Raw genomic sequence first — 14,565 nt, forward strand, 5'->3', positions numbered from 1 at the left:
ATTGGTTCTAGGCGGGATTTTGATACCGAAAAACTGCCCGGGGCGCCAGTGCGAAGCGCGGCCGGTACCCGAGGGCGCGCCGGGCTTCTGGGCCGCCGCTTCGTTATTGTGGGGATATTTTCACGGCAGGCGGTTGACAGTGGCTTTTCGTTCAGTCATAATCGTGGGCTTCGCTCTAAAAAGGCGAGGAATTCTGCCTAACGGAAGCATTGCAAGTGGTTTGCAGTGTGGACGACGGGCCCAAGACTGATTGGCTGGTAATCCCAAGGGGTTGCCTTCCGGTGCAAGTTGGGAACACATTTAAATGATTCAAACGCAATCCAAGCTCGATGTTGCTGACAACACGGGTGCCAAGTCCGTGATGTGCATCAAGGTTCTGGGCGGCTCCAAGCGCCGGTACGCCAGCGTTGGTGACGTCATCAAGGTGAGCATCAAAGAAGCCGCTCCGCGTGGCCGCGTCAAAAAAGGCGAGGTTTACAGCGCTGTGGTCGTTCGCACCGCCAAGGGCATTCGCCGTGGCGATGGTTCGCTCGTCAAATTCGACGGCAACGCAGCAGTGTTGCTTAACGCCAAGCTGGAGCCAATCGGCACCCGCATCTTCGGACCAGTGACGCGCGAGCTGCGCACTGAAAAGTTCATGAAGATCGTGTCCCTGGCTCCTGAAGTTCTGTAAGGACTCGCCATGAACAAAATCCGTAAAGGCGACGAGATCATCGTGATCGCTGGTCGCGACAAAGGCAAGCGCGGCAAGATTTCGCTGCGCAAAGATGATAGCTACGTGCTGGTGGATGGGATCAACCTGGTGAAAAAACACACCAAGCCCAACCCCCTCAAGGGCACCACCGGCGGCATCGTCGAAAAAAGCATGCCGATTCACCAGTCGAACGTGGCAATTTTCAATGCCGCTACCGGCAAGGCGGATCGCGTTGGCATCAAGCTCCTGGCAGACGGCAAAAAAGTGCGCGTCTTCAAGTCCAGTGGCGAAGAAATCAAGGTTGCATAACATGGCAAAGACCGCACCTGTACAAGCTGCTTCGCAGGCCCGCCTGCAAGCCCAGTACCGCGAAAAAATCGCCCCCGGCCTGATTGAAAAATTCGGCTATACCTCGCCCATGCAGGTTCCCCGCATCACCAAGATCACGCTCAACATGGGTGTGAGCGAGGCTGTTGCCGACAAGAAGGTCATGGACAACGCCGTTGGCGACATGACCAAGATTGCCGGTCAGAAGCCTGTCGTGACCAAGGCCAAGAAGGCTATCGCCGGCTTCAAGATCCGCGAAGACTTGCCTATCGGCTGCATGGTGACCCTGCGCGGCGTGAAGATGTATGAGTTCCTCGATCGTTTCGTCACTGTGGCCCTGCCGCGTGTGCGTGACTTCCGCGGTATTTCCGGCCGGGCCTTCGATGGCCGCGGAAACTACAACATCGGCGTGAAAGAGCAGATCATTTTCCCTGAGATCGAGTACGACAAGGTTGATGCCTTGCGTGGCCTGAATATCAGCATCACCACAACGGCAAAGACCGATGAAGAGTGCAAGGCACTCCTCACCGCCTTCCGTTTTCCGTTCAAGAACTGAGGCGGGACATGGCAAAACAAGCTTTACTGCAACGTGAACTGAAGCGCGAGAAACTCGCCGCGAAGTTCGCCAAGAAATACGCTGAACTCAAGGCGACGTCCAACGACGCCAAGCGCTCTGACGAAGAGCGTCAGCTGGCTCGCCTCGAGCTGCAAAAACTGCCCCGCAATGCGAACCCGACCCGCCAGCGTAACCGCTGCGCGATCACGGGCCGCCCACGCGGTACTTTCCGCCAGTTCGGCCTGGCTCGCGCCAAGATCCGTGAGTTGGCTTTTGCTGGTGATATCCCTGGTATCACCAAGGCAAGCTGGTAAGCATAGGAGAACCACAAAATGAGCATGAGTGATCCTATCGCCGACATGTTGACCCGCATCCGCAATGCACAGATGGTTGAAAAAGCCGTCGTGCTGGTGCCGTCGTCAAAAGTCAAAGTTGCCATCGCGCAGGTTCTGAAAGATGAGGGCTACATTGATGGCTTCTCCGTCAAGACCGACGAAGGCAAATCCCAGCTGGAAATCGCCCTGAAGTATTACGCAGGCAAGCCCGTGATTGAGCGCATTGAGCGCGTCAGCCGCCCAGGCCTCCGTGTTTACAAAGGCCATGGCGCCATCCCCCAGGTCATGAATGGCCTTGGTGTGGCAATTGTCACGACCCCGCAAGGCGTCATGACCGATCGTAAAGCCCGCGCTACCGGTATCGGTGGTGAAGTGCTTTGCTACGTGGCCTAACGGCGGCATTGAGGAGAAACTGAAATGTCTCGTGTAGGAAAAATGCCAGTGACCGTGCCTCAGGGTGTGGACGTGGCCATGAAAGCAGACCAGATCAATGTCAAGGGTGCCCTCGGCACCCTGGCGCTGACGCAGAACGCGCTTGTCACCATCAAGAATGATGCGGGCAAGCTGACTTTTGTGCCGGCCAATGATTCGCGTGAAGCCAATGCCATGAGCGGCACGATGCGTCAGCTCGTGAACAACATGGTGACTGGTGTGACCAAGGGCTTCGAAAAGAAGCTCAGCCTGGTCGGCGTGGGCTACAAGGCCCAGGCTCAGGGCGCCAAGCTGAACCTGACCGTGGGGTATTCGCACCCTGTGATCATGGACATGCCTGCTGGCATCACCGTTGCAACGCCGACTCCCACGGAAGTGGTGATCAAGGGTTCCGACCGCCAGCGCGTCGGCCAGATCGCCGCTGAAGTTCGTGCTGTTCGTCCTCCCGAGCCTTACAAGGGCAAGGGCATCCGCTATGTGGATGAGAAGATCACGATCAAAGAAACCAAGAAGAAATAAGGAGCTGCATCATGTTGACCAAAAAAGAGCAGCGCCTTCGTCGTTCACGTCAGACCCGCATTCGCATTGCCACGCAAGGTGTTGCCCGTTTGACCGTGAATCGCACCAATCTGCACATCTATGCCAGCGTTATTTCTGGCGACGGCACCAAGGTCCTGGCTGCTGCTTCCACCGCGGAAGTGGAAGTCCGCAAGGAAATCGGCGCTTCGGGTAAAGGTGGAAACGTTGCTGCTGCGCAAGCCATTGGCAAACGCATTGCCGAAAAGGCAAAAGCAGCAGGTGTTGAAAAAGTGGCGTTTGATCGCGCCGGTTTTGCGTACCACGGCCGCGTCAAAGCGCTGGCTGAGGCGGCTCGCGAAGCTGGTTTGCAGTTCTAAGCAGACTGGAATTAAGTATGGCTAAGTTTCAAGCAAAACAGCAAAACGACGCTCCAGACGATGGTCTGAAGGAAAAAATGATCGCGGTTAACCGCGTGACCAAAGTCGTAAAGGGCGGCCGTATCCTCGGTTTCGCCGCGTTGACCGTCGTGGGTGACGGCGATGGCCGCGTCGGCATGGGCAAAGGCAAGTCGAAAGAAGTGCCGGCAGCCGTGCAAAAAGCGATGGAAGAAGCGCGTCGCAACATGACCAAGGTTTCGTTGAAAAACGGCACCATCCACCACAATGTTTTCGGTCACCACGGTGCAGCCAGCGTCATGATGGCGCCGGCTCCCAAGGGTACCGGCATCATCGCTGGCGGCCCAATGCGCGCCGTTTTCGAAGTCATGGGCATTACCGACATCGTGGCGAAGAGTCATGGTTCGAGCAACCCTTACAACATGGTGCGTGCCACCATGGATGCACTGAACAATTCCACGACCGCTTCTGAAATTGCGGCCAAACGTGGCAAATCGGTCGAAGAGATCTTCGGCTAAGGCGGCATTGAAATGACCAAAGAAACCAAAGTCAAAGTCCAGCTGGTTCGCAGCCCGATTGGCACCAAGGAATCGCATCGCGCCACCGTGCGCGGTCTGGGCCTTCGTGGCGTCAACAGCGTGAGCGAGCTGCAGGACACGCCCGCAGTGCGCGGCATGATCAACAAGATCGCGTACCTGGTCAAGATTGTCTGAGCTCCGGCTCGATAGGAATTCAAAATGGAATTGAACGGAATCAAGCCTGGCCAAGGCGCCAAACATGCCAAGCGCCGTGTCGGTCGCGGCATCGGCTCCGGCCTTGGCAAAACTGCCGGTCGTGGTCACAAGGGTCAGAAATCGCGCTCAGGCGGCTACCACAAGGTTGGCTTCGAGGGTGGTCAGATGCCCATGCAGCGTCGCTTGCCCAAGCGCGGCTTCAAGTCGCACCTGCTCAAATTCAACGCTGAAGTTACGTTGGCTGCTCTTGAGCAGTTGGGCCTGGCTGAAGTCGACCTGTTGGCACTGAAGACCGCTGGTCTCGTGGGTCAACTCGCCAAGAATGTCAAGATCGTGAAGACCGGTGAACTGACCAAGGCTGTGAAGCTGAATGGTATCGGTGCAACGGCAGGCGCGAAATCGGCTATCGAGGCAGCCGGCGGCTCGATCGCCTAATTACTGAACGTAACTGACAGGATCCATCAGTGGCAACCAGCTCGGCTCAAATTGCAAAAACCGGCAAGTACGGTGACTTGCGCAATCGGCTCGTCTTTTTGCTGCTGGCTCTGGTGGTGTACCGCATTGGTGCGCACATCCCGGTGCCGGGAATTGATCCTGGCCAGTTGAAAGAGCTTTTCAAGGGCCAGCAAGGCGGCATATTGAATTTGTTCAATATGTTTTCTGGTGGTGCCCTGTCGCGCTTTACGGTATTCGCCCTGGGCATCATGCCGTACATCTCGGCATCGATCATCATGCAGCTACTGACGTACGTCGTTCCGACGTTCGAGCAGATGAAAAAAGAAGGCGAAAGCGGCAGGCGCAAGATTACGCAGTACACACGTTACGGCACGCTGGCTTTGGCATTGTTCCAGTCCATGGGCATTGCTGTGGCGCTGGAAAGCTCGCCGGGCTTGGTGTTGGCGCCCGGCTTTGGTTTCCGCATGACGGCAGTGTTCAGCCTGACGGCCGGCACGATGTTCCTGATGTGGCTGGGTGAGCAGATTACCGAGCGTGGTTTGGGTAACGGCATTTCGATCCTGATTTTTGCAGGCATTGCGGCAGGTTTGCCGAGCGCAATGGGTGGCTTGCTGGAGCTGGTGCGTACCGGCGCCATGAGCATTCTGGTGGCCATTGTGATCGTCGCGGTGGTTGTGCTGGTGACCTATTTCGTGGTGTTCGTAGAGCGTGGACAGCGCAAGATTCTTGTGAACTATGCGCGGCGCCAGGTGGGTAACAAGGTTTACGGCGGGCAGTCATCGCACTTGCCGTTGAAGTTGAACATGGCGGGTGTGATCCCCCCGATTTTCGCTTCATCGATCATTTTGCTGCCTGCTACCGTCGTGGGCTGGTTTAGCACCGGTGAAAGCATGCGCTGGCTCAAAGACATCGCCAGCACGCTGACGCCGGGCCAGCCAATCTACGTAATGCTGTATGCCAGTGCGATCGTGTTCTTCTGCTTCTTCTATACGGCGCTGGTGTTCAACAGCCGTGAAACGGCGGACAACCTGAAAAAGAGCGGTGCGTTCATTCCGGGTATTCGGCCGGGCGATCAGACGGCGCGCTACATTGACAAAATCCTGGTGCGTTTGACGCTGGCAGGTGCGGTTTACATCACATTCGTGTGCCTGTTGCCGGAGTTTTTGATTTTGAAATACAACGTGCCGTTTTATTTTGGCGGTACGTCGTTGATGATTATTGTCGTGGTGACCATGGATTTCATGGCCCAGGTACAGAACTACATGATGTCGCAACAGTATGAGTCGTTGCTTAAAAAGGCGAACTTCAAGACGTCACTGGGCGGTTAACTGGGTATTTGATGGGATATGTCTAAAGATGATGTGATCCAGATGCAAGGCGAGGTTGTAGAAAACCTTCCCAATGCGACTTTCAGGGTGAAGCTGGAAAATGGACATGTTGTACTGGGGCACATCTCGGGAAAAATGCGTATGCACTACATCCGCATTCTTCCCGGTGACAAGGTAACGGTTGAGTTAACGCCTTACGATTTATCGCGCGCACGAATTGTTTTCCGTGCCAAGTAAGCACAGAGTGAAAGTTTAGGAGTAATAGAAATGAGAGTTTCAGCTTCGGTCAAGAAAATTTGCCGTAACTGCAAAGTTATCCGTCGCAAGGGCGTTGTCCGTGTGATTTGCACGGATCCGCGTCACAAACAGCGTCAAGGCTGATTTCAAGAGTTTTAGAGGACGAACATGGCTCGTATCGCTGGTATCAATATTCCGCCGCAGCAACATGCCGAAATCGGCTTGACTGCTATCTTTGGCATCGGTCGCACGCGCGCTCGCAAAATTTGCGAAGCATGTGACATCGCTTACGCCAAAAAGGTCAAAGACCTGACCGATGGCGACCTGGAAAAAATCCGTGAGCAGATCGCCCTGTTCACCATCGAGGGTGACCTGCGTCGTGAAACCACGATGAACATCAAGCGCCTGATGGACATCGGTTGCTACCGTGGTTTCCGCCACCGTCGCGGCCTGCCCATGCGTGGCCAGCGCACCCGGACCAATGCCCGTACCCGCAAGGGCCCGCGCAAGGCCGCTGCAGCTTTGAAGAAATAATTGAGAGGTCGTCATGGCAAAATCACCAAGCAATAACGCCGCACAACGCGTTCGCAAGAAAGTTCGCAAGAACGTGGCCGATGGTATCGCCCACGTCCACGCTTCTTTCAATAACACGATCATCACTATCACGGATCGCCAGGGCAATGCCTTGTCCTGGGCGTCTTCCGGTGGTCAGGGTTTCAAAGGTTCGCGCAAATCCACCCCTTTCGCAGCGCAGGTCGCTTCCGAAGTGGCTGGTCGCGCCGCCATTGAGCAAGGCATCAAGAATCTTGACGTCGAAATCAAGGGTCCTGGTCCAGGCCGTGAATCATCTGTCCGCGCGTTGGGCGCACTCGGCATCCGGATCAATTCGATTGCCGACGTGACCCCGGTTCCGCATAACGGCTGCCGCCCGCAAAAGCGCCGCCGCATTTAATTCCCCGTGCCTAGGCATCCGGCGGGTTGTTTCAGCCCGTCAGATACCAGGCATTTTTACCAAGCCCACCGCCGCAGGTTACGACCTCCGGCTCCTGCAATTCATTGCAGCAGATGACAAAAGGACACTCAAGTGGCACGTTACCTAGGCCCCAAGGCCAAACTATCCCGCCGTGAAGGCACCGACCTGTTCCTGAAGAGTGCACGCCGCGCCATCAGCGACAAGGCCAAATTCGACTCCAAGCCAGGTCAGCACGGCCGTACCTCTGGTACCCGTACTTCCGACTTCGGCTTGCAATTGCGCGAAAAGCAAAAAGTCAAGCGCATGTATGGTGTGCTCGAAAAGCAGTTTCGCCGTTATTTTGAAGAAGCGGATCGTCGCAAGGGCAACACCGGCGCCAATCTACTGTTCATTCTTGAGTCGCGTCTGGACAACGTTGTGTATCGCATGGGCTTCGGTTCGACCCGTGCTGAAGCGCGTCAGCTGGTTTCGCACAAGGCCATCACGGTCAATGGCGGATCTGTCAACATTCCTTCGTACATGGTCAAGGCCGGCGACATCATTGCCGTGCGTGACAAGTCGAAGAAGCAGACCCGTATCACGGAAGCCCTTGAGCTTGCAAAACAGGTCGGTCTGCCCGCCTGGGTCGATGTGAACGCCGACAAGGGAGAAGGCACCTTCAAGAAGGTACCTGATCGCGACGAGTTTGCCGCCGACGTCAACGAATCGTTGATTGTCGAGTTGTACTCACGCTAATTTTTCGTTCCTGCGATACGGGGCACCGTATCGCCAGGGTGTGCTTCGCCGGCCTTATCGGTGTAACGAACCGAGGGTATTGAGAGGAAGACTGCATGCAGACCAATTTGTTGAAACCAAAAACCATTAATGTTGAGCAGCTCGGCGCCAACCGCGCCAAGGTGACTCTGGAGCCGTTTGAGCGTGGCTACGGCCATACGCTGGGCAACGCGCTGCGCCGCGTACTGTTGTCTTCCATGGTCGGCCACGCCGCCACCGAAGTCACCATCGCGGGCGTCCTGCACGAGTACTCGTCCATCGACGGTGTGCAGGAAGACGTCGTCAACATCCTGTTGAACCTCAAAGGTGTGGTGTTCAAGCTCCACAACCGCGACGAAGTTACGCTGAGCCTGCGCAAAGACGGCGAAGGCCCAGTCACCGCCGCCGACATCCAGACGCCACATGACGTGGAAATCATCAACCCTGAACACGTGATCGTGAACCTGTCGCACGGCGGCAAGATCGACATGCAGATCAAGGTGGAAAACGGCCGCGGCTATGTGCCCGGCAACCAGCGCCGCTATGGCGATGAGTCGCCAAAATCGATCGGCCGTATCGTGCTGGACGCGTCGTTCTCGCCCGTCAAGCGCGTGAGCTACATCGTCGAAAGCGCCCGCGTTGAGCAGCGCACCGACCTCGACAAGCTCGTGCTGGAAATCGAAACCAACGGCGCAGTGACGGCAGAAGATGCTGTCCGTGCCTCGGCCAAGATCCTGGTCGAGCAACTGGCCGTGTTCGCACAGCTCGAAGGCAATGAACTGGCCGCGTTTGACGCGCCCGTTCAGCGCAGCTCGCAGCAGTTCGATCCGATTCTGCTGCGCCCTGTCGACGAACTCGAACTTACCGTTCGTTCGGCGAACTGCCTCAAAGCGGAAAACATTTACTACATCGGCGATCTGATCCAGCGCACTGAGAATGAGCTGCTGAAGACGCCGAACCTGGGCCGTAAATCGCTCAACGAAATCAAGGAAGTGCTTGCCTCGCGCGGCCTGACTCTTGGTATGCGCCTGGAAAGCTGGCCACCCGCCGGCCTCGACAAGCGTTAATTTGAACCACAAGATCCCGCCCGAAAGGGGATCTCGCACGGGCAGTACCTGATACGGCTGCCTGGATTTTAAAAAAGGAAACACCATGCGCCACGGACACGGATTACGTAAACTCAACCGCACCAGCGAGCACCGCCTCGCCATGTTGCGCAACATGATGAACTCGCTGCTGCAGCACGAAGTCATCAAGACCACCCTGCCCAAGGCCAAGGAATTGCGCCGCGTGGTCGAACCCATGATCACCCTTGGTAAAGAACCTACTCTGGCCAACAAGCGCTTGGCATTTGATCGCCTGCGTGACCGCGATATGGTCGTCAAGCTGTTCGCAGAGATCGGCCCACGCTACAAGGCACGTCCCGGCGGCTACACGCGTATCCTGAAGATGGGTTTCCGCGTTGGTGACAACGCGCCCATGGCGCTGGTCGAACTGGTGGACCGTCCTGAAGTGTCGGAAGACACTACAGGTGACACGGCCAAGGCAGAGTAAGCTACAATACACACATACCGCGCGGTGGAGCAGCCTGGTAGCTCGTTGGGCTCATAACCCAAAGGTCGTAAGTTCAAATCTTGCCCGCGCAACCAACACGTTAGCCTCTCAAGGCCAACAGCAAAACGCCTGCATCAAGCAGGCGTTTTGCTTTCCGGCCTTCATTCGGCGTTCAGCGGTTCTGCTGCCAGTAGCATCACTGGCAGTCATTGCTTGCGGCTGGCCTGTATAGCCGTTGCTCAGTCCGGCACAACTGCTGTCACTTCAATTTCGACCTGGGCGCGGTCTTCAACCAGTGCCGCAACCTCGACACATGTCATGGCCGGAAAATTCTTTCCCATGACTTCGCGGTAGACAGCGCCGAGCTCCTTGAGCCTGGCCACGTACTCGACACGATCCACCACATACCAGGTCATGCGGACCATATGTTCGGGTCCGGCGTCACCGGCCTTCAGCACGGCCGCAATGTTCAGCAGCGCCTGGCGCGTCTGCGCGATGAAATCGTCGCTCTCGAACTGTTGCTGCGCATTCCAGCCAATCTGGCCGCCCACAAACAGCAGGGCCCCGCGAGCAAGGATGCCGTTGGCATAACCTTTCGGCTCGGCCCATCCGGGCGGTTGTAATTTCTTGATCATGAGCTTCCTGAGGGTGTTTTCACATAAGGTAAGAGGGCGCTGCGCATTCGTTCGGGAAGCGGCAGGGGCTTGCCATGGGGGAGCTCCGAATAGACCACCACGCCATGCGCTTTCAGCTTGATGGCCTCGGCGCCGTCTGGCGAGGTTGGGCTGCCATGGATCTCGTAGTGCATACCCATGCTCGCGTTGCCAAGGCGGGTCAGTTCCAATGTAATTGTCAGTAGGTCGCCATGGCGGCACATACCCAGAAATTCGACCTTCAAATCCACAATCGGAACACCCGTGCCTCCGGCAATCAGGACATGCTCGGGAAAGCCGATGTGCGCCAGAAAGTCTTCTTGCACCTCATGCAACAGATAGAGAAACTGCGGGTAAAAAACGATACCGGCCGGATCACAATGGTGAAACCTGACGAGCTTTTGTGCGGTGAATTTCATGATTCGCGCAGCTTGAAGCGTTGCAGCTTGCCGGTTTCGGTGCGCGGGAGTTTGGTCACGAATTCGATCTGACGGGGATATTTGAAAGGCGCAAGCGCCGCCTTGACATGGTCTTGCAGGGCTTTTGTCATGGCGTCATCTGCTGCGTGGTCAGGCTTGAGCACAACAAAGGCCTTGACGACCATCCCCCGGTCGTCGTCGGGCAAGCCCACAACACCGCATTCAGCCACGGCAGGGTGCTTGAGCAGGGCATCTTCCACCTCAGGGCCCGCCACGTTGTAGCCCGCGGTAATGATCATGTCGTCGGCGCGCGCCTGGTAGAAGAAATAACCGTCGGCGTCCTGCATGAAGGCGTCGCCCGGGTAGTTCCAGCCGTCCTTCACATAGTTGCCCTGGCGTGCATCGTCCAGGTAGCGGCAGCCCGTGGGCCCCACCACCGCCAGCTTGCCGATGGTGCCGCGCGGCACTTCCGCGCCGGTGTCGTCCACCACCCTGGCGGTGTAGCCTGGCACCACCTTGCCGATGGCGCCGCGGCGCACGTCGGCGCCGGCTGCGGAGATAAAGATGTGGAACATCTCGGTCGCGCCTATACCGTCGATCATCTCAATGCCGGTAGCGTCCTTCCATAGCTGCCGCGTGGCGTCAGGCAGGCTCTCGCCGGCACTCACGCACATCCGCAAGCCGGGCACGCCGTGCTGTTTGGCGAACGCAGCCATCTGCCGGTAAAACGTCGGTGCCGTGTAGCAGACCGTTGCGCCGACCTGGTTGATCAGCTTGACCATCGCTTCTGGCGTATAGGCAATGGAGGGGTAGTAAACAGAGGCACCGGCCCACATCGGGAAAATCAGCATGCCGCCCAGGCCAAAGGTAAAAGCCAGCGGTGGCGAGCCGATGACGATGTCGTCCGGCTTGGCCTTGAGCACATGGCGCGGCCACGCCTCGCAGGCGGCCAGCACGTCGCGATGCGTGTGCACCGCGGCCTTGGGCTTGCCTGTAGTGCCGGAAGTGAAGGCCATCAAGGCGATGTCGTCGGCGGCCACCGGGCAGGGCGTAAATTTGCCGTCCTTCTGCGCCGACAGCACCGCCAGCGAGCCCGGCGCGTCCATCAGGTTGAAGGGCACGACGGTGGGCAAGGTATCGCTTTGCGCCTTTGCCGCCTGCAGCTCATCCAGCAGCGTTGCATCGCACAATGCCAGCGCGGGCCGGGCCTTTTCAATGATCTCGCTGAGTTCCTTGGCGCGCAGCAGCGGCATGGTCGCCACCGCCACCAGCCCGGCCTGCACCACGCCCAGCCAGGCCAGCGCCATGCCGATCGAGTTGCCGCCGCGCAGCAACACCCGGTTGCCGGGTTGCAGGCCGAAGTCGTCGATCAGCACCTGTGCGATGCGGTTCACGCGCTCCAGCGCGTCGACATAGGTCAGGGTGATCTTGTCCGAGCGCAGCATCGGTTTGTCCGCGCGTCCCTCGCGAAAGGCCTTGTCAAACAAGGCCTGCACCAGATTGGCCTGCGCCGGTATGCGCAGCTCGGGCAGCGCGTACACCATGCGGGGCAGTTGCCCGGGCTGCGGCAGGCGGTCATGCACAAAGCGGTCTGCCTGCGCGGAGGGCGCCGCGGACACTTTTTCTACTGGGTCGGAGACAGAGGTGCTCATGATTGCAGTACGGCCTTTCCAATGATGAGTTGCTGCACTTCGGTCGCGCCTTCGTAAATGCGCAGCGAGCGGATATCGCGGTACAGGCTTTCCACCTTGGTGCCCACTTTCACGCCCAGGCCGCCGTGCATCTGCAGCGCCATGTCGATGACCTTTTGCGCGTTCTCGGTGGCCGTCATCTTGGCCATGGCCGCTTCGGCGGTGATACGCGCACCGCTGCCCAGGCGTTCGCTTTCGTCGCGCATCCAGGCGGCGCGGTAGGTCAGCAGCGCAGCGGCATCCACCAGTGCCGCCATCTCGCCAAGCTTGGCCTGCGTGAGCTGGAAGTCGGCCAGGGTCTGGCCGAACATCTTGCGTTCCTTCGAGAAATGCACTGCCTCGGCCAGCGCTCGGCGCGCCATGCCCAGCGCGGCAGCGGCCACGGAGGCGCGGAAGATGTCCAGCGTCTGCATCGCCAGCTTGAATCCCCCGTGCAGCGCCCCCAGCTGCGCCTCCCGCGGCAGCTTGCAATGCGTGAACTTCAGTGTGGCCAGCGGGTGTGGCGCCATGACGGCGATGTGTTCGCTGCTGTCCAGGCCCTTGTTTTCCGCATCGACGATGAAAGCCGTAATGCCGCGCGTGCCGGCCTGCGGATCCGTCTTGGCGAAGGTCACGTAAAAATCCGCGATGCCGCCATTGCTGATCCAGGTCTTGCTGCCGTTCAAGGCCCAGCCGTCGCCCGTGTCTGTGGCGGAGGTCACCATGGCACCGGCGTCCGAGCCAGCGTCGGGTTCGCTCAAGGCGAAGGCCGCGATCTTCTTGCCGCTGGCCACCTGCGGCAGGTAGGCAGCCTGCTGCGCCGGTGTGCCCGCCAGTGTGATGGCGCCGCTGCCCAGTCCCTGCATCGCAAACGCGAAATCGGCCAGTGGCGAATGAAAGGCCAGCGTCTCGCGCAGGATGACAAGCGCGCGGGAGTCCAGCTTTTCCAGTGCGCCGCCCAGGGTGCCGTCCTTACCCGCCGGTACGCAATAGCGCAGCCAGCCGTTGGCACCCAGCAGGCTCACCCACTCCTTGCAGGCCCGGCGGTCATCGCTTTCGTCGATGTGCTGCTGCGGCATCCAGTCGGCCAGGCGCTGCGCCAGGTCGCGGTGAACCTCGTCAAAAAAAGGCAGCGCCAAGTGGGCGGTGGTCGATCTCATGCGTGATCCTTGTCGTCCTGCCGCGCTCAGTCGCCGCGGAACACTGGTTTCTGTTTGGCTGAAAAGGCCTCGTACGCCCGTGTGAAGTCTTGCGTCTGCATGCAGATGGCCTGGGCCTGCGCTTCGGCTTCTATGGCCTGATCCAGCGTCATGGCCCATTCCTGGTGCAGCATGGTTTTGGTCATGCCGTGCGCAAAGGTCGGGCCGTCGGCCAGCTCTTGCGCCAGCTTTTGCGCCTGCGCCAGCACATCTTGCGGCTCGTGCAGCGCGTTGAAGAAGCCCCACTGCAAGCCTTCCTGCGCGCTCATGGATCTGCCGGTAAACAGCAGTTCCGATGCGCGCCCCTGTCCGATCAGGCGCGGCAGCAACGCGCAGGCCCCCATGTCGGCACCGGCCAGCCCCACGCGCGTGAAGAGGAACGCCGTCTTGGCCTGGGCCGTGCCCAGGCGCATGTCGGCGGCCAGCGCCATCATGGCACCGGCGCCGGCGCAGATACCGTCAATCGCCGCGATGATGGGCTGGGGGCACAGGCGCATGGCCTTGATCAGGTCGCCCGTCATGCGCGTGAACTCCAGCAGTTCGGGCATGGTCATTTTTGTCAGTGGGCCGATGATCTCGTGCACATCGCCGCCCGAACAGAAGTTGCCGCCGGCACCAGTGATGACCACCGCCTTCACGTCGGTGGCAGTATTCAGCGTGCGGAACAGATCGCGCAGCTCGGCGTAGGAGTCGAAGGTCAGCGGGTTCTTGCGCTCGGGCCGGTTCAGCGTCAGCGTCGCGACGCCGGCGTCGAAGGCATAAGCGAAATGCTCCGCCTGGTGATGGGCCAGCGCATCAAACTGCGCATGCATGGGGTTGGCCAGGCCGATGTAGTGTTTCATGTCGTTTCCAGTTTGCTGTCGGTCAGCAGGGCGTTGTGGTGTTGTTTGACCTTGCCCAGCAGTTTGTGCAGGGACTCCACCTCGCGTGGTGACAAAGCCTCAAAGGCCGCGACGATCCAGGCTTCATGCTCGTTTGCCATTTCGTCGAACAGCTTTCGTCCTCGGGGGGTCAGGCGCACGCGGTAGGCCCGGCGGTCGCCCTCCACGTCCACACGCTCCACCAGTCCTTCGTTCACCAGCTGGTCGGTAATGCCCGTCACGTTGCCGCCGGTCACCATCATGCGGCGCGACAGCTCGTTCATCTTCAGCCCTTCCGGGCTGCGCTCAAGTTGCGCCATCAGGTCAAAGCGCGGCAAGGTGGTGTCGAACTGCTCGCGCAATTGGGTACGCACCTGCTTCTCGACCAGCTGCGTGCAGGTCAGCATGCGCAGCCAGAGCCGCAAGGCCTCGGGGTGTTCGCTGTGCCCTCTTGCTTCCATGTCCATGGCT

General features: G+C 58.8%; 23 protein-coding genes, 1 tRNA gene and 1 pseudogene. 19 read left to right on the top strand and 6 right to left on the bottom strand.

The genetic code is table 11. The annotated features are described in order from the left end of the window. Positions 1 to 304 precede the first annotated feature (304 nt). The 19 genes from rplN (at position 305) to AC1DY9_RS10550 (ending at position 9,388) form a co-directional block, all read left to right on the top strand. Complete coding sequence (gene rplN, locus AC1DY9_RS10460) at positions 305 to 673, top strand: 50S ribosomal protein L14 (protein WP_007869247.1); 369 nt, start codon at positions 305 to 307, stop codon at positions 671 to 673. A gap of 9 nt (positions 674 to 682) precedes the next feature. Beyond that, positions 683 to 1,003: a 50S ribosomal protein L24 gene (rplX, locus tag AC1DY9_RS10465; RefSeq protein WP_348045257.1), complete on the top strand. Its 321-nt coding sequence runs from the start codon at positions 683 to 685 to the stop codon at positions 1,001 to 1,003. Position 1,004: 1 nt separating this feature from the next. Beyond that, entirely contained in the window at positions 1,005 to 1,577 is a 573-nt protein-coding gene (gene rplE / locus AC1DY9_RS10470; RefSeq protein ID WP_092130238.1) for a 50S ribosomal protein L5, read from the top strand. A gap of 8 nt (positions 1,578 to 1,585) precedes the next feature. After that, entirely contained in the window at positions 1,586 to 1,891 is a 306-nt protein-coding gene (gene rpsN / locus AC1DY9_RS10475; protein WP_188709725.1) for a 30S ribosomal protein S14, read from the top strand. Between the two features lie 18 nt (positions 1,892 to 1,909). Next, on the top strand, positions 1,910 to 2,305 hold the full coding sequence (gene rpsH, locus AC1DY9_RS10480; RefSeq protein ID WP_371436766.1) for a 30S ribosomal protein S8: 396 nt from the start codon (positions 1,910 to 1,912) through the stop codon (positions 2,303 to 2,305). 24 nt (positions 2,306 to 2,329) lie between these two features. Beyond that, positions 2,330 to 2,863, top strand: coding sequence for a 50S ribosomal protein L6 (gene rplF / locus AC1DY9_RS10485; RefSeq protein ID WP_457281396.1), 534 nt, complete (start codon positions 2,330 to 2,332; stop codon positions 2,861 to 2,863). Between the two features lie 11 nt (positions 2,864 to 2,874). Next, positions 2,875 to 3,240, top strand: coding sequence for a 50S ribosomal protein L18 (rplR, locus tag AC1DY9_RS10490; protein ID WP_457281395.1), 366 nt, complete (start codon positions 2,875 to 2,877; stop codon positions 3,238 to 3,240). Between the two features lie 17 nt (positions 3,241 to 3,257). After that, positions 3,258 to 3,776 carry a 30S ribosomal protein S5 gene (gene rpsE, locus AC1DY9_RS10495; RefSeq protein ID WP_457281394.1) on the top strand — a complete coding sequence of 173 codons (519 nt, stop codon included), beginning with the start codon at positions 3,258 to 3,260 and terminating at the stop codon, positions 3,774 to 3,776. A 12-nt stretch (positions 3,777 to 3,788) separates the two neighbouring features. Continuing rightward, positions 3,789 to 3,971, top strand: a complete 183-nt coding sequence (rpmD, locus tag AC1DY9_RS10500) for a 50S ribosomal protein L30 (protein WP_431098656.1) — start codon at positions 3,789 to 3,791, stop codon at positions 3,969 to 3,971. Between the two features lie 24 nt (positions 3,972 to 3,995). Continuing rightward, complete coding sequence (rplO, locus tag AC1DY9_RS10505; RefSeq protein WP_431098655.1) at positions 3,996 to 4,427, top strand: 50S ribosomal protein L15; 432 nt, start codon at positions 3,996 to 3,998, stop codon at positions 4,425 to 4,427. Between the two features lie 29 nt (positions 4,428 to 4,456). Next, positions 4,457 to 5,776 (top strand): preprotein translocase subunit SecY, encoded by a 1,320-nt coding sequence (secY, locus tag AC1DY9_RS10510; RefSeq protein ID WP_477666474.1) that lies wholly within the window; start codon positions 4,457 to 4,459, stop codon positions 5,774 to 5,776. 18 nt (positions 5,777 to 5,794) lie between these two features. Further along, complete coding sequence (gene infA / locus AC1DY9_RS10515; protein WP_007869286.1) at positions 5,795 to 6,013, top strand: translation initiation factor IF-1; 219 nt, start codon at positions 5,795 to 5,797, stop codon at positions 6,011 to 6,013. A gap of 30 nt (positions 6,014 to 6,043) precedes the next feature. Continuing rightward, positions 6,044 to 6,157, top strand: a complete 114-nt coding sequence (rpmJ, locus tag AC1DY9_RS10520) for a 50S ribosomal protein L36 (RefSeq protein WP_028820150.1) — start codon at positions 6,044 to 6,046, stop codon at positions 6,155 to 6,157. A gap of 24 nt (positions 6,158 to 6,181) precedes the next feature. After that, a complete protein-coding gene (gene rpsM, locus AC1DY9_RS10525; protein ID WP_074579313.1) occupies positions 6,182 to 6,547 on the top strand; it encodes a 30S ribosomal protein S13 in 366 nt (121 codons plus the stop codon). Between the two features lie 13 nt (positions 6,548 to 6,560). Beyond that, positions 6,561 to 6,965 (top strand): 30S ribosomal protein S11, encoded by a 405-nt coding sequence (rpsK, locus tag AC1DY9_RS10530; protein WP_007869288.1) that lies wholly within the window; start codon positions 6,561 to 6,563, stop codon positions 6,963 to 6,965. Between the two features lie 132 nt (positions 6,966 to 7,097). After that, the gene (gene rpsD / locus AC1DY9_RS10535; RefSeq protein WP_457281392.1) at positions 7,098 to 7,721 is read left to right on the top strand and encodes a 30S ribosomal protein S4; all 624 of its coding nucleotides are present in this window, start codon (positions 7,098 to 7,100) and stop codon (positions 7,719 to 7,721) included. A 95-nt stretch (positions 7,722 to 7,816) separates the two neighbouring features. After that, the gene (locus AC1DY9_RS10540) at positions 7,817 to 8,806 is read left to right on the top strand and encodes a DNA-directed RNA polymerase subunit alpha (protein WP_122954336.1); all 990 of its coding nucleotides are present in this window, start codon (positions 7,817 to 7,819) and stop codon (positions 8,804 to 8,806) included. A gap of 85 nt (positions 8,807 to 8,891) precedes the next feature. Then, the gene (gene rplQ / locus AC1DY9_RS10545) at positions 8,892 to 9,293 is read left to right on the top strand and encodes a 50S ribosomal protein L17 (protein WP_477666475.1); all 402 of its coding nucleotides are present in this window, start codon (positions 8,892 to 8,894) and stop codon (positions 9,291 to 9,293) included. 18 nt (positions 9,294 to 9,311) lie between these two features. Next, positions 9,312 to 9,388, top strand: a tRNA-Met gene (locus AC1DY9_RS10550). 144 nt (positions 9,389 to 9,532) lie between these two features. Here the strand turns inward: AC1DY9_RS10550 and AC1DY9_RS10555 are convergent. From AC1DY9_RS10555 to AC1DY9_RS10580, 6 genes and pseudogenes are all read right to left on the bottom strand, one after another. Beyond that, a pseudogene (locus AC1DY9_RS10555) lies at positions 9,533 to 9,874 on the bottom strand (RidA family protein); the annotation flags it as partial. A 50-nt stretch (positions 9,875 to 9,924) separates the two neighbouring features. Beyond that, entirely contained in the window at positions 9,925 to 10,365 is a 441-nt protein-coding gene (locus AC1DY9_RS10560; protein WP_477666476.1) for an acyl-CoA thioesterase, read from the bottom strand. Further along, complete coding sequence (locus AC1DY9_RS10565; RefSeq protein ID WP_477666477.1) at positions 10,362 to 12,017, bottom strand: benzoate-CoA ligase family protein; 1,656 nt, start codon at positions 12,015 to 12,017, stop codon at positions 10,362 to 10,364. Before AC1DY9_RS10565 ends, AC1DY9_RS10560 begins: the two co-directional genes overlap by 4 nt. After that, positions 12,014 to 13,195, bottom strand: a complete 1,182-nt coding sequence (locus AC1DY9_RS10570) for an acyl-CoA dehydrogenase family protein (RefSeq protein ID WP_477666478.1) — start codon at positions 13,193 to 13,195, stop codon at positions 12,014 to 12,016. The genes AC1DY9_RS10565 and AC1DY9_RS10570 overlap by 4 nt, the downstream gene beginning before the upstream one ends. 26 nt (positions 13,196 to 13,221) lie before the next feature. Beyond that, the gene (locus AC1DY9_RS10575) at positions 13,222 to 14,076 is read right to left on the bottom strand and encodes an enoyl-CoA hydratase family protein (protein WP_477666479.1); all 855 of its coding nucleotides are present in this window, start codon (positions 14,074 to 14,076) and stop codon (positions 13,222 to 13,224) included. Beyond that, positions 14,073 to 14,561 (bottom strand): MarR family winged helix-turn-helix transcriptional regulator, encoded by a 489-nt coding sequence (locus AC1DY9_RS10580; protein WP_477666480.1) that lies wholly within the window; start codon positions 14,559 to 14,561, stop codon positions 14,073 to 14,075. The genes AC1DY9_RS10575 and AC1DY9_RS10580 overlap by 4 nt, the downstream gene beginning before the upstream one ends. Positions 14,562 to 14,565 lie beyond the last annotated feature (4 nt).

The organism is Polaromonas sp. P1_F6 (assembly GCF_056405695.1).